The sequence below is a fragment of the Pseudomonas sp. TH06 genome (assembly GCF_016651305.1).
Classification (GTDB): domain Bacteria; phylum Pseudomonadota; class Gammaproteobacteria; order Pseudomonadales; family Pseudomonadaceae; genus Aquipseudomonas.
Map to the genome: position 1 here is coordinate 3,271,604 of NZ_JAEKEC010000001.1, position 13,817 is coordinate 3,285,420.

The 13,817-nt window shown below is 60.8% G+C and carries 14 protein-coding genes; 12 read left to right on the forward strand and 2 right to left on the reverse strand.

Going from position 1 to position 13,817, the window contains the following annotated elements:
* Positions 1-51: 51 nt before the first annotated feature.
* Positions 52-2,499: an acyl-CoA dehydrogenase gene (locus JFT86_RS14740; RefSeq protein ID WP_201237221.1), complete on the reverse strand. Its 2,448-nt coding sequence runs from the start codon at positions 2,497-2,499 to the stop codon at positions 52-54.
* A gap of 249 nt (positions 2,500-2,748) precedes the next feature.
* Here JFT86_RS14740 and JFT86_RS14745 point away from each other — a divergent pair, with 249 nt between their 5' ends.
* From JFT86_RS14745 to JFT86_RS14760, 4 genes are all read left to right on the forward strand, one after another.
* Positions 2,749-3,408, forward strand: a complete 660-nt coding sequence (locus tag JFT86_RS14745) for a transglutaminase family protein (protein WP_201237222.1) — start codon at positions 2,749-2,751, stop codon at positions 3,406-3,408.
* 44 nt (positions 3,409-3,452) lie between these two features.
* Positions 3,453-4,076: a glutathione S-transferase gene (locus JFT86_RS14750; RefSeq protein ID WP_201237223.1), complete on the forward strand. Its 624-nt coding sequence runs from the start codon at positions 3,453-3,455 to the stop codon at positions 4,074-4,076.
* A 133-nt stretch (positions 4,077-4,209) separates the two neighbouring features.
* The gene (locus JFT86_RS14755; RefSeq protein ID WP_201231034.1) at positions 4,210-5,142 is read left to right on the forward strand and encodes an ABC transporter ATP-binding protein; all 933 of its coding nucleotides are present in this window, start codon (positions 4,210-4,212) and stop codon (positions 5,140-5,142) included.
* Positions 5,139-5,918, forward strand: a complete 780-nt coding sequence (locus tag JFT86_RS14760) for an ABC transporter permease (protein ID WP_201237224.1) — start codon at positions 5,139-5,141, stop codon at positions 5,916-5,918. The genes JFT86_RS14755 and JFT86_RS14760 overlap by 4 nt, the downstream gene beginning before the upstream one ends.
* 143 nt (positions 5,919-6,061) lie before the next feature.
* Here the strand turns inward: JFT86_RS14760 and JFT86_RS14765 are convergent, their stop codons facing one another.
* Positions 6,062-6,580, reverse strand: coding sequence for a DUF2062 domain-containing protein (locus JFT86_RS14765; RefSeq protein ID WP_201237225.1), 519 nt, complete (start codon positions 6,578-6,580; stop codon positions 6,062-6,064).
* Positions 6,581-6,716: 136 nt separating this feature from the next.
* Between JFT86_RS14765 and JFT86_RS14770 the strand changes: the two genes are divergently transcribed.
* The 8 genes from JFT86_RS14770 to murB all read left to right on the forward strand — a co-directional run bounded on the left by JFT86_RS14770 (position 6,717) and on the right by murB (position 13,572).
* Positions 6,717-8,951, forward strand: a complete 2,235-nt coding sequence (locus JFT86_RS14770; RefSeq protein WP_201237226.1) for a DNA internalization-related competence protein ComEC/Rec2 — start codon at positions 6,717-6,719, stop codon at positions 8,949-8,951.
* Between the two features lie 101 nt (positions 8,952-9,052).
* Positions 9,053-9,688 carry a MotA/TolQ/ExbB proton channel family protein gene (locus JFT86_RS14775; RefSeq protein WP_016771007.1) on the forward strand — a complete coding sequence of 212 codons (636 nt, stop codon included), beginning with the start codon at positions 9,053-9,055 and terminating at the stop codon, positions 9,686-9,688.
* Positions 9,685-10,113, forward strand: a complete 429-nt coding sequence (locus JFT86_RS14780; protein WP_201237227.1) for a biopolymer transporter ExbD — start codon at positions 9,685-9,687, stop codon at positions 10,111-10,113. The genes JFT86_RS14775 and JFT86_RS14780 overlap by 4 nt, the downstream gene beginning before the upstream one ends.
* Entirely contained in the window at positions 10,113-11,123 is a 1,011-nt protein-coding gene (gene lpxK, locus JFT86_RS14785) for a tetraacyldisaccharide 4'-kinase (RefSeq protein ID WP_201237228.1), read from the forward strand. Before JFT86_RS14780 ends, lpxK begins: the two co-directional genes overlap by 1 nt.
* 22 nt (positions 11,124-11,145) lie before the next feature.
* Positions 11,146-11,331, forward strand: coding sequence for a Trm112 family protein (locus JFT86_RS14790; protein WP_003174668.1), 186 nt, complete (start codon positions 11,146-11,148; stop codon positions 11,329-11,331).
* Complete coding sequence (gene kdsB, locus JFT86_RS14795) at positions 11,328-12,092, forward strand: 3-deoxy-manno-octulosonate cytidylyltransferase (RefSeq protein WP_201237229.1); 765 nt, start codon at positions 11,328-11,330, stop codon at positions 12,090-12,092. Before JFT86_RS14790 ends, kdsB begins: the two co-directional genes overlap by 4 nt.
* Positions 12,092-12,556 carry a low molecular weight protein-tyrosine-phosphatase gene (locus JFT86_RS14800; RefSeq protein WP_201237230.1) on the forward strand — a complete coding sequence of 155 codons (465 nt, stop codon included), beginning with the start codon at positions 12,092-12,094 and terminating at the stop codon, positions 12,554-12,556. Before kdsB ends, JFT86_RS14800 begins: the two co-directional genes overlap by 1 nt.
* Positions 12,553-13,572, forward strand: coding sequence for a UDP-N-acetylmuramate dehydrogenase (gene murB, locus JFT86_RS14805; protein WP_201237231.1), 1,020 nt, complete (start codon positions 12,553-12,555; stop codon positions 13,570-13,572). The genes JFT86_RS14800 and murB overlap by 4 nt, the downstream gene beginning before the upstream one ends.
* Positions 13,573-13,817: the final 245 nt, after the last annotated feature.

The following is a 13,817-nucleotide window of genomic DNA, read 5'->3' on the forward strand; positions in this document are numbered from 1 at the left end:
TAAAGCTCCCGCGCCCATTTTTCACAAATAACAGCTACGTGGCTGTCGGGATCAGCGGACTTTACCCTCCGCCTGTTTCAGCTCCTCTTTGTCGAAGTCATCGACATCGATCACCTTGCGCCGCGCCGCTTCGGCATCGCGCAGGCTCTGCGCTTCCCCGGGTTGCAACACCCCGGCCTCCAGCGCCGCGTCGATGGCGTGCTCACCGGCGACCGGTTTGACCTGACCGCTTTTCAGCGAGGTGTGCAACTTTTTATGCAGCGGTTGCGCAGCATTCAGCAGATCACTGGCATGTTGCAGCGCTCCCACCGCATCGTCTGGCGATTGCGGGCGATAGCAGCCGGCGAGCAACTCTTCCAGTGCCGGATCGCCTTTGGCCCGGCCGATCACGCCAGCCACTTCGGCACCGAGTTTGTCCGATGGTCCTTTGTGGCGACGACCGAAAGGAAACACGATCACCCGCAACAGGCAGATGAACACCTTGTTCGGGAAGTTGCTCAGCAGTTCATCCAGCGCGCGCTCCGATTGGCCGAGGCTTTCCTCCATCGCCCAACGGAACAACGGCTCCATGTACGCCGGCGAATCCAGGTCGTGGTAACGCTTGAGCGCTGCGGACGCCAGATACAGGTTGCTCAATACATCGCCCAGACGGGCCGACAGGCGTTCGCGGCGTTTCAGTTCGCCACCCAGCAGCATCATGCTGAAGTCGGCCAGCATGGCGAAAGCCGCAGCCTGGCGATTGAGAGCGCGGAAGTAACCCTGACTGATCTTGTCCCCCGGCGCATGTTCGAAGTGACCGAAACCGAGGTTCAGCACCAGCGTGCTGGCGGCGTTGCTGACGGCGAAACCGATGTGCTTGAGCAGCAGACCGTCGAACTCTTTCAGCGCCTGATCCTTGTCTTCGCGCCCGGCCAGCGCCATTTCTTTAAGCACGAATGGATGGCAACGAATGGCGCCCTGACCAAAGATCATCAGGTTACGCGAGAGAATATTCGCGCCTTCCACGGTGATGAAGATCGGCGCACCGTTCCAACTGCGCCCCAGGTAGTTGTTCGGGCCCATGATGATCGCCTTGCCGCCATGAACGTCCATGGCGTGGCTGATGCACTCGCGACCGCGTTCGGTGAGGTGGTACTTGAGGATCGCCGACAACACCGACGGTTTTTCGCCCAGGTCCACCGCGTTGGCGGTCAGCATGCGCGCGGCGTCCATCATCCAGGCGTTGCCGCCGATGCGCGCCATCGCTTCCTGAATGCCTTCGAAGGCTGACAACGGTACGTTGAACTGCTCACGAATCTGCGCGTACTGCCCGGTGACCAGACTGGTGAACTTGGCCGCCCCGGTGCCAACGGCCGGCAGCGAAATCGAACGCCCGACCGACAGGCAGTTCATCAACATCATCCAGCCTTTGCCGAGCATTTCCTGGCCGCCGATGAGGAAGTCCAGCGGGATGAACACGTCCTTGCCTGAGTTCGGGCCGTTCATGAAGGCTGCGCCCAATGGCAGATGCCGACGACCGATTTCCACGCCTGCGGTATCGGTCGGGATCAGCGCGAGGCTGATGCCGAGGTCTTCCTTGTCGCCCAGCAAGTGATCCGGGTCATAGGCCTTGAACGCGAGGCCGAGCAGCGTCGCTACCGGGCCAAGGGTGATGTAGCGTTTTTCCCAGTTCAGGCGCAGGCCAAGGACTTCCTGACCTTGCCATTGGCCTTTGCAGATGATCCCGGTGTCGGGCATCGCGCCGGCATCGGAGCCGGCGAGCGGGCCGGTGAGGGCGAAACACGGAATATCGTCGCCGCGGGCCAGGCGTGGCAGGTAGTGATTGCGTTGTTCGTCGGTGCCGTAGTGCAACAGCAGTTCTGCCGGGCCGAGAGAATTAGGGACCATGACAGTGGAGGCGAGGTCGCCGCTGCGGGTCGCGAGTTTCATCGCCACTTGCGAGTGGGCGTAGGCCGAGAATCCTTTGCCGCCGAATTCCTTGGGAATGATCAGGGCGAAGAAGCCATGTTCCTTGATATGAGTCCACGCTTCGGGCGGCAAATCCATCGACTGGCCGATCTGCCAGTCAGTGACCATCGCGCAGAGTTCTTCGGTCGGGCCATCAATAAAGGCCTGTTCCTCTTCACTCAATTGCGCTTTGGGATAGGACAGCAGCTTGTCCCAGTCCGGCCGGCCGCTGAACAGCTCACCGTCCCACCACACCGTGCCGGCATCGATTGCATCGCGTTCGGTCTGCGACATCGGCGGCAGGGTTTTCTGGAACCAGTTGAACAGAGGCGCGGTGAAATGTTTGCGGCGCAGGTCAGGCAGCAGCAATGGTGCGGCGACCACCGCCAGCACGACCCAGAAAATCAGCAGCAGCCAGCCCGGCGCGTGACTGAAAATTCCCATCGCCACCAGGTAAACGGCAACGATGCCCAGCGCGGGCAGCGGGGCGATACGCCGGTGGGCGAGATACGCCACACCAATGATCAAAACCAGTATCCACAACAACAGCATATTCAGTCCTCCGTGAACCAAGGCAAATCGACCCTCCAGAGCTTAGACGGCATCTGCAAAACCGGGTGGTCAGAGCATGGTGATTGAAATCGTGGGAAACCCCGGATGGTTTTCGTAGGTTCGGTGGGCAACACGTGTGGGAAATCGTTCGCTGATCCCGCATCTTTGCGTCCAAGTTTGGCCGAAACGTCGTTATCTCTGTGCTTGAGCTGTCGCTAGACTCGGGACTCACCCAGGAGATCTGTCGTCATGCGCGAGTATCTGAGTCCCGGCCGCTTCATCGATAGTGACCACCCGGCGGTGGTGGAGTTCGCCGAACAACATCGTGGCGCCAGTCGCGGTCCGCTCGAGCAGGCGATCAATCTGTATTACGCCGTGCGCGAGGCGGTGCGTTACAACATGTACACCTTCAGCCGCGACCCGCAGACCCTGCGCGGCAGCTACGCGCTGGCGGCGGGTGAGAGTTATTGCGTGCCTAAGGCCACGCTGCTGGCCGCTTGTGCGCGGCATTGCGGGATTCCGGCGCGCATCGGTCTGGCGGACGTGAAAAATCACCTGTCGACGCCGCGTCTGCTGGAGTTGCTGAGAAGCGAAGTGTTCGCCATGCACGGTTACACCGAGCTGTTTCTGAAGGGGCGCTGGGTAAAAGCCACACCCGCGTTCAACCAGAAGCTCTGCGCAATGTTCAACGTTGCGCCGCTGGAATTCGACGGTATTCACGACAGCGTTTTTCACCCGTACAACAGCGATGGTGCGCTGCTGATGGAGTACCTGGTCGATCACGGCCAGTTCGCCGATGTACCGGAAACCTTGTTCTTCGGGCATCTGCAAAAATGCTATCCGCACCTGTTCAACGATCAACAGACGCCACTGTCGGGTGACATGCGCAGTGATGTCGGCAGCCGTTGATCCGGCGTATGCTGCTTGGCCACTTGATTTGAAAAGAGGCGGTCATGCTGAAGATCTGGGGACGTAAAAACTCATCGAATGTCAGGAAACCCCTGTGGGCCGCCGAGGAACTTGGCCTGGCCTATGAGGCGATCGATGCCGGTGGTGCGTTCGGTGTGGTCGACACACCCGAGTACCGGGCGATGAATCCTAACGGGCGGGTGCCGGTCATCGAAGACGACGGTTTCGTGCTCTGGGAGTCCAACACCATCGTCCGCTATCTGCTGGCCAGACATGCGTCGAACACCGCGTGGTATCCAGCGGACCCGCAAGCCCGGGCCATCGCTGACAAGTGGATGGACTGGACCACCTCAAGTTTTGCCGGTCCTTTTCGCACCGTGTTCTGGGGCGTTCTGCGCACTCCGGCCGACAAGCAGGACTGGCCGGCGATCAACGCCGCAATCAAAGAGTGTAACGAGTTGCTGAGCATGGCCGATCAGGCCCTGGTCAGTCAGCCTTACCTGTCCGGCGACGAAATCGGCATGGGCGACATTCCCCTCGGCAGTTTCATTTATGCCTGGTTCGAGATGCCCATCGAGCGCGCCCCGCAACCGCACTTGCAGGCCTGGTACGAGCGGCTGAAGCGGCGTGCGGCGTATCAAAAAGCGGTCATGACCGCGTTGACTTGATAATAACTATCGACACACTTGACTGTACTTGTGCGGCGAGGCCAAGCACCATTGCGCTTATGCGCCGCGGTTGTCTCCCTCGCCGCCCGCCCTTGTTTATCCCTTCCTTTCCTTCATGGTGCGTAAATCAGATATGAGTTCCGCTCTGTCCATCCGGCAGCTAACCAAAACCTACGGCAACGGGTTCCAGGCCTTGAGTGGTATCGATCTGGACGTCGCCGAAGGTGACTTTTTCGCCTTGCTCGGCCCTAACGGTGCCGGCAAATCCACGACCATCGGCATTCTCTCCACCCTGGTCAACAAGACCAGCGGTACGGTGAATATCTTCGGCAATGACCTGGACAAGAACCCGGCAGCGCTCAAGCGCTCGATCGGCGTGGTGCCCCAGGAATTCAACTTCAATCAGTTCGAAAAGACCTTCGACATCGTCGTGACCCAGGCCGGTTACTACGGCATTCCGGCGAAGATCGCCAAGGAACGCGCCGAGCAGTACCTGACTCAGCTCGGCCTGTGGGACAAGCGTGATGTGCCGTCGCGCTCGCTGTCCGGCGGCATGAAGCGTCGTCTGATGATCGCCCGCGCGCTGGTGCATGAACCGCGTCTGTTGATCCTCGACGAACCGACGGCCGGGGTGGATATCGAGCTGCGCCGTTCGATGTGGACGTTCCTCACCGAACTGAACCAGAAAGGCATCACTATCATCCTCACCACGCACTATCTGGAAGAGGCTGAGCAGCTGTGCCGCAACATCGGCATCATCGACCACGGCACCATTGTCGAAAACACCAGCATGAAACAATTGCTGGGCCAGTTGCACGTTGAAACCTTCCTGCTGGATCTGAAAAACGACTTGAACGCGGCGCCGCAATTGCTCGGCTACCCGGCCCGGTTGATCGACAGCCATACCCTCGAAGTCCAGGTCGACAAATCCATGGGCATCACGGCGTTGTTCACCCAGTTGGCGCAGCAGAACATCGAAGTGTTGAGCCTGCGTAACAAAACCAATCGCCTTGAGGAGCTGTTCGTGTCCCTGGTGGAGAAAAATCTGTCGAAGGTGGCGGTATGAGTTCCGAGTTCGGTCCCAACCTCGTCGCGCTGCAAACCATCGTTTACCGCGAGGTCAAACGCTTCACGCGGATCTGGCCGCAGACCCTGCTGCCGCCGGCAATCACCATGGTTCTGTACTTCGTGATCTTCGGCAACCTGATCGGCCGGCAGATTGGCGACATGGGTGGCTTCACCTACATGGAGTACATCGTGCCAGGGCTGATCATGATGTCGGTGATCACCAACTCCTACGGCAACGTGGTCTCGAGCTTCTTTGGCAGCAAGTTCCAGCGCTCGATTGAAGAGTTGATGGTTTCTCCGGTGTCGCCGCACACGATACTGATCGGCTACGTCTGTGGCGGCGTGTTGCGCGGCTTGATGGTCGGCGTAATCGTGACGATTCTGTCGCTGTTCTTCACCCATCTGCAGGTGCATCACCTGGGCGTAACCATCCTGGTAGTCGTGCTGACAGCGACAATCTTCTCGCTGCTGGGCTTCATCAACGCTGTGTTTGCGCGCAACTTCGATGACATCTCGATCATCCCGACCTTCGTGCTGACGCCATTGACCTACCTGGGTGGCGTGTTCTATTCGATCACCTTGCTGCCACCGTTCTGGCAGACCGTGTCGCTGGCCAACCCGGTACTGCACATGGTCAACGCCTTCCGTTACGGAATTTTGGGCGTGTCGGATATTCGCATCGGTATTGCGATCACCTTCATGCTGGTGGCGACGGTAGTGTTGTACTTCGGCTGCGCACGGTTGCTGGTGAGTGGGCGCGGGATGCGTACCTGACCCAAGACCGAGTGGTGGCCTTCGCGAGCAGGCTCACTCCTACAGGAAAATGCGTTCCAATGCAGGAGTGAGCCTGCTCGCGATGGCGTCGTACCAGACGCCACAAAACGAAACGGCCTCCCACAGTGGAGGCCGTTTTGCATTCAAGGCATTCGTTTCTTCTTGCGCCGGGCCCACTGCCGCGCCACCCACCAGCGCCAATACATCATCACCACGAAGTAGGCGAGGGCGCCGAGTACCAGCCCGCACACCACCGAACCCAGCAAAAACGGTTGCCACAACGTCGACAGTTCGCCGCTGATCCATTCCCACGTCAGCTCATCCGGCAGATGCCGCGCGGGCACATCCATCAGCCATGCGCCGGCCTGATAGGTACAGAAAAACACCGCCGGCATGGTGATCGGGTTAGTCAGCCACACCAGGCTGACGGCGATCGGCATATTGCCGCGCACGATGATCGCCAACGCGGCTGCCACCAGCATCTGCGCTGGAATCGGCAGGAATGCCGCAAACAATCCGACCGCCATTGCACGGGCAACCGAATGGCGATTGAGGTGCCAGAGGTTCGGGTCATGCAGCAACTTGCCGAGAAAGCGTAAGGATTTGTGTTCCCTGATGCTCGTCGGGTCGGGCATGTAACGTTTGAATAAGCGCCGGGGCATAAGGCTTCTCGGTCGGTTAAGGCGGCAAGTATGTCTGGATTCTACGAACCGCCCATTCAGACTTTGTGACAATTGTTGACGACGCTCGTGCCCGACACCCGCTATGCCTAAGGCTGGAACTCTCAAGGACGGGCTTATGCGCACAGGGATGATGGCGCTGGCGGTCGGTCTGCTGGCTCCGGTTTTTATGTCGGCGTTACCGCCGGTCTGGTTGATGCTGTTGCTGCCGGTCGTAGCTTTGATGCTGCTGCCGTTTCGCAGCTATCCGTTGGCGCTGTTGTTGTTCGGTTTCACTTGGGCCAGCGTCAGCGCGCAATGGGCGTTGAATGACCAGTTGCACATTCGGTTGGATGGCGAAACCCGCTGGGTCGAAGGGCGGGTGGTCGGTCTGCCGCAGCAAAGCGATGGCGTGGCGCGCTTCGAATTGGCGGATGCGCGCTCGCGTCACGAAAAACTGCCGACATTGATGCGTCTGGCCTGGTACGCCGGGCCGCCGGTCAACAGCGGCGAACGCTGGCGTCTGGCGGTGAAACTCAAACGTCCGGTGGGTTTGCTCAATCCTGATGCGTTCGATTACGAAGCCTGGCTGCTGGCGCAACGTATCGGCGCAACCGGCACGATCAAGGATGGCGAACGTCTGACCGCCGCGCGCGGGGCCTGGCGCGATGGCATTCGCCAGCGTTTGTTGGCGGCGGATGCGCAAGGTCGGGCCGGGGCGCTGGCGGCGTTGGTGCTGGGCGATGGCTCGGGACTCAGTCGCGAGGACTGGCAGATTCTGCAGGACACCGGCACCGTGCATTTGCTGGTGATTTCCGGCCAACACATCGGCCTGTTGGCAGCGGTGATGTATCTGCTGGTCGCCGGATTGGCGCGTTATGGGCTGTGGCCATTGCGTTGGCCGTGGTTGCCATGGGCCTGCGGCCTGGCGTTTGCGGCGGCGCTCGGTTATGGCTTGCTCGCCGGGTTCGATGTGCCCGTGCAGCGCGCCTGTGTGATGGTCGGGCTGGTGCTGCTGTGGCGTTTGCGCTTTCGTCATCTGGGGGCGTGGTGGCCATTGTTGCTGGCGTTCAATGGCGTGCTGTTGCTGGATCCGCTGGCCAGTTTACGCCCCGGTTTCTGGTTGTCGTTCGCCGCGGTGGCGGTGTTGATTTTCACCTTTGGCGGGCGCCTTGGGGCGTGGCGCTGGTGGCAAACCTGGACACGGGCGCAGTGGCTGATTGCAATAGGTTTGGGCCCGGTGCTGATGGCTCTGAACCTGCCGATCAGTCTGAGCGGCCCGTTGGCGAATTTGCTCGCGGTACCCTGGGTCAGCCTGGTGGTGCTGCCACCGGCATTGCTGGGGACGTTGTTGATGCCAGTGCCGTATGTCGGCGCAGGACTGCTATGGCTGGCGGGTGGATTGATTGAGTGGTTGTTTCAAGGTTTGGCGGTAATCGCTGGACATTGGCCTGCATGGATTCCGGCGTCGATTCCCGGTTGGGTCTGGGTAATCGGCAGTCTGGGCGCCGTGCTGTTGCTATTGCCGCGAGGTGTACCGCTGCGTCCGCTGGGTTGGCCCTTGTTGCTGATTCTGGTCGTGCCGCCGCGCGAGCGCGTGGAGGAGGGGCTGGCCGACATCTGGCAACTCGATGTCGGCCAGGGTCTGGCGATACTGGTCCGTACCCGTCATCACGCCTTGCTCTATGACGCCGGGCCACGTTTCGGCGATTTCGATATCGGCGAGCGCGTGGTGCTGCCAGCCTTGCGCAAACTGAACGTCGAGTCGCTGGATCTGATGCTGCTCAGCCATGCCGACGCCGATCATGCCGGTGGCGCGCGGGCAGTGTCGCGCAGAATCCCGGTGAACCAAGTCATCAGTGGCGACCCACCGGGACTGCCGGCAGAACTGAGTGCGGAAGCCTGTGAAAGTGGCGCTCAATGGCAGTGGGACGGTGTCAGTTTTCAACTCTGGCAATGGCCGGACGCTCACGACAGCAACCAGCGTTCCTGCGTGTTGCAGATCGAGGCCAAGGGCGAGCGCCTGCTATTGACCGGCGATATCGACACGCAGGCCGAGCGCAATTTGCTGGAAAGTCCCTTAGCTGTCGAAACGCACTGGCTGCAAGCGCCGCACCACGGCAGCCGCAGTTCATCATCGATGGCGCTGCTCAAGGCCTTGCGTCCTCAAGGTGTGCTGATTTCCCGAGGTCACGGCAACTCGTTCGGCCATCCGCATCCCACGGTGCTGGCGCGTTACCGCAAGCAAGGCCTGCGCATTTACGACAGTGCCGAGCACGGCGCCATTCATTTGCAACTGGGCACCTTCGAGCCGCCGCAAACGATGCGTCAACGGCAGCGTTTCTGGCGCGATCCACCTGCACTGGCCCGTTGATCGGGGCGCGCGCGAAGGCGACGTCACGGTCGTCGGGGCGGCGGGTCCTGATCGTGGATCGGTATGGTAAAGTGGCGCACTTTTTCGAGGGGACTGTCACTGTGTGGGAATTGGTCAAATCCGGCGGCTGGATGATGTTGCCGATCATTCTGAGTTCCATCGCGGCCATGGCGATTGTCGCCGAGCGCCTGTGGACCCTGCGCGCCAGTCGCGTCACCCCCGAGCATCTGCTGGGCCAGGTCTGGGTCTGGATCAAGGACAAACAGCTCAATAAAGAGAAACTCAAGGAATTGCGCGCCAATTCGCCGCTGGGGGAAATCCTCGCTGCCGGTCTGGCCAACTCCAAGCATGGTCGCGAGATCATGAAAGAGTGCATCGAAGAGGCCGCCGCACGGGTCATCCACGAACTCGAGCGCTACATCAATGCCCTCGGCACCATCGCCGCAATGGCGCCATTGCTGGGCCTGCTCGGCACCGTGCTGGGCATGATCGACATTTTCAGTGCGTTCACCGGTTCCGGCATGACCACCAACGCCTCGGTGCTGGCCGGCGGTATCTCCAAGGCGCTGATCACCACTGCCGCAGGCCTGATGGTCGGTATTCCGGCGGTGTTCTTCCACCGGTTCCTGCAACGACGCATCGACGAACTGGTGGTCGGCATGGAGCAGGAAGCGATCAAACTGGTTGAAGTGGTGCAGGGCGACCGTGACGTCGATCTGGCCGAGGGCAAAGCGTGAAATTCCGTCGCAAGCCTCGGGAAACAGTGGACATCAACCTCGCGTCGCTGATCGACGTGGTGTTCATCCTGCTGCTGTTTTTTGTCGTGACCACCACGTTCACCCGCGAAACCCAGTTGCGCGTTGATCTGCCGGAAGCCGTCAGCGGCTCGCCGGCCGAAGATCAGCAGCTCAAGCAGATCGATGTGGCCATCAGCGCTGAAGGCGTGTTTTCGGTGAACAACAAGATTCTGCCGAAAAACGATCTGGCGACCCTGATGGACGCCATGCAGAAAGAATCCAACGGTGATACCAACATGCCGTTGTCGATCAGTGCCGACGGCAAGACTCAGCATCAATCGGTGATCACCGCCATGGACGCGGCCGGCAAGCTCGGTTTCAGCCATCTGCGCATGACCACGGTCGAGGCGGCGCCCAAGTCCTGATGAGCCTGTCCGATCGTTTGCTCGCCGCGTGGTATCAGGGGCACCCGGCCCTGGCGCTGCTGCGGCCGCTGGAAATGCTCTATCGCCGCGTCGTGGTGGGCAAACGCCAGCGCTTTCTTGATGGCGAAGGCGAGATCTATCAGCCGCCGGTGCCGCTGATCGTGGTCGGCAACATCACTGTCGGCGGTACCGGCAAGACGCCGATGATCCTCTGGCTGATCGAGCATTGCCGCCGCAGTGGTTTGCGTGTCGGCGTGGTCAGCCGTGGCTACGGTGCCAAACCGCCGCAGTTGCCGTGGCGGGTCGAGGCCGAGCAGAGCGCTGATATCGCCGGCGACGAACCCCTGTTGATCGTCCAGCGCACCGGCGTGCCGCTGATGATCGACCCCGATCGCAGCGCAGCCGTCAAAGCCTTGCTCGCCAGCGAACCGCTGGATTTGATTCTGTCCGACGACGGCATGCAGCATTACCGCCTCGCCCGGGATCTGGAACTGGTGCTGATCGACGCCGCCCGTGGCCTTGGCAATAAACGTTGCCTGCCGGCTGGGCCGTTGCGCGAGCCGATCGAGCGTCTGCAAAGCGTCGACGGCGTGTTGTTCAATGGCGCGACGGCTGATCGCGAAGACGGATTCGCTTTCCATCTGCAACCGACGGCGCTGGTCAACCTGCACAGCGGCGAGCGCCAGTCGCTCGAGCATTTTCCGTCGGGGCAGAGCGTGCACGCGGTCGCCGGGATCGGCAATCCGCAACGTTTCTTCAATACCCTCGAAGCGCTAGACTGGCGACCCGTCCCGCATGCGTTTGCCGACCACGCCGAATACAGCGTGCAGGCCTTGAATTTCACACCGTCGTTGCCATTGGTGATGACCGAAAAAGACGCGGTGAAGTGCCGTGCCTTCGCGGCTGCCGACTGGTGGTATCTGGCGGTCGATGCCGTGCCGTCGCCGGCCTTCGTGGCCTGGTTCGACACGCAGCTGATGCGCCTGTTGCCGGATCGGCTTTTGCCTTAACTCTTTTATCCAGGGAATGTTCATGGACACCAAATTGCTCGACATCCTCGCGTGCCCGATCTGCAAAGGCCCGCTCAAGCTCAGCGCCGACAAGACCGAACTGATCAGCAAAGGCGCCGGTCTGGCCTATCCGATCCGCGACGGCATCCCGGTGATGCTTGAAAGTGAAGCCCGCACCCTGACCACCGACGAGCGTCTGGATAAATGACCACTGCCTTCACCGTTGTCATCCCGTCGCGTTACGCCTCGACCCGCCTGCCGGGCAAACCGCTGCTGTTGATCGCCGGCAAGCCGATGATCCAGCACGTCTGGGAACAGGCGAGCAAAAGCAGCGCCGCCCGCGTGGTGGTTGCGACTGACGATGTGCGCATCGTCGAGGCTTGCAAGGGTTTTGGCGCCGAAGTGGTGCTGACCCGTGAAGATCACAACTCCGGCACCGATCGTCTGGCCGAAGTCGCGGCGAAACTGGGCCTTGAGCCCGACGCGATCGTGGTCAACGTGCAGGGCGACGAGCCGCTGATCCCGCCAAGCGTGATCGATCAGGTCGCCGCAAACCTGGCCGCCCACACCGAAGCGCGCATGGCTACCCTGGCCGAGCCGATCGAGGATGTCGAAACCCTGTTCAACCCGAACGTGGTCAAGGTCGTCAGCGATCTCAATGGTCTGGCGCTGACTTTTAGCCGTGCGACCTTGCCGTGGGCCCGCGATGCGTTCGCCAAGAACCGCGAGCAATTGCCCGAAGGCGTGCCGTACCGTCGTCACATCGGCATTTATGCCTACCGCGCCGGCTTCCTTCAGGACTTTGTGAGCTGGGGACCGTGCTGGCTGGAAAACACCGAATCGCTCGAGCAACTGCGTGCCCTGTGGCACGGCGTGCGGATTCATGTGGCTGATGCATTGATCGCACCGCCAACCGGCGTCGACACCGTCGAAGACCTTGAGCGCGTTCGACGCCTGCTGGAGGCCTGATGCGGGTTCTGTTTGTGTGCCTGGGCAACATTTGCCGTTCGCCCACCGCCGAAGGCGTGTTGCGCCACAAACTGCGTGAAGCAGGGCTGGCGGATCAAGTCGAAGTGGCTTCTGCCGGCACCGGTGACTGGCACGTCGGCAATCCACCGGACAAGCGCAGTCAGGCTGCGGCCAAACTGCGTGGTTATGATTTGTCGGCGCAGCGCGCCCAGCAAGTCAGTCGTGCCGACTTCGCCAGCTACGACCTGATTCTGGCCATGGACAACAGCAACCTGCGCAACCTCAAGGCGCTGCAACCGTCCACTGGCAAAGCTGAACTGGACCTGTTCCTGCGCCGCTATGCCGGGTTGGTCGATGAAGTGCCGGATCCGTACTACGACGGCGATCAAGGCTTCGCGCAGGTGCTGGATCTGATTGAAGCCGCTTGTGACCAATTGCTGATCGAAGTGAAGGGCCGGTTATGAGTTTGCAGGTGCAACCGCAAGTTTCACTGAAACCGTTCAACAGTTTTGGCGTCGACGTTAACGCCCAATTGTTCGCCGAGGCCCACAGCGACGCCGATGTGCGCGAAGCGCTGGCTTATGCCGATGACCACGCCGTGCCGTTGCTGGTGATCGGCGGCGGCAGCAACCTGCTGCTGACCGCCGACATTCCAGCCTTGGTGTTGCGCATGGCCACTCGCGGAATCCGCGTGATCAGCGATGACGGCAACCGTGTGGTGATCGAGGCCGAGGCCGGCGAGCCGTGGCATGCCTTTGTGCAACACACTCTGGCGGCGGGTTTGTCCGGGCTGGAAAACCTCAGCTTGATTCCCGGCACCGTCGGTGCTGCGCCAATGCAGAACATTGGTGCCTACGGCGTGGAGATCAAGGATGTGTTCGCCGGGCTCACCGCGCTGGATCGCCAGACTGGCGAACTGCGTGATTTCAGCCTGGAGGAGTGCAATTTCGCCTACCGCGACAGCCTGTTCAAGCAGCAGCCGGGGCGCTGGCTGATTCTGCGGGTGCGTTTTACGCTCGACCGCGTCGCTCATCTGCATCTGGAATACGGTCCGGTGCGTCAGCGCCTGACCGAGCAGGGGATTGAGCAGCCAACACCCACCGACGTCAGCCGCGCCATCTGCAGCATCCGCAGTGAAAAATTGCCGGACCCGGCGGTGCTCGGCAATGCCGGCAGCTTCTTCAAGAATCCGTTGGTGTCGGCGGCTCTGGTCACGCAGATCAAGGCGCAGCACCCGGATCTGGTCGCCTACGCGCAACCGGACGGGCAGATGAAACTGGCCGCTGGCTGGCTGATCGAGCGCGCCGGCTGGAAAGGCTTCCGTGAAGCCGATGCCGGTGTGCATAAATTGCAGGCGCTGGTGCTGGTCAACTACGGTGGCGCGACCGGGCTGCAATTGCTCGATCTGGCGCAACGTATCCAGAAAGACGTTGCAGAACGTTTCAATGTCGAGCTGGAAATGGAGCCCAACCGTTATTGAGGCTACGCTTCAGGTCTGTATCCAAAGCCCTGCACTGGTAAAAAAGTGCAGGGCTTTTTTGTTAATCGCGGGTTAACGTAGCGAGCTAACGATAACCGTCATTTGCTCCACCAAAGGCCCGGTGCAGACGTTCCCGTCGACACAAGAGAGCCTCATTAGCCTGAGTCGATCTGCGCGAACCACACCGCTGATTTTCCGGCGGCAGATTGCTCGACCCCATAACCCCTAAAAATATGCGGGCGTGC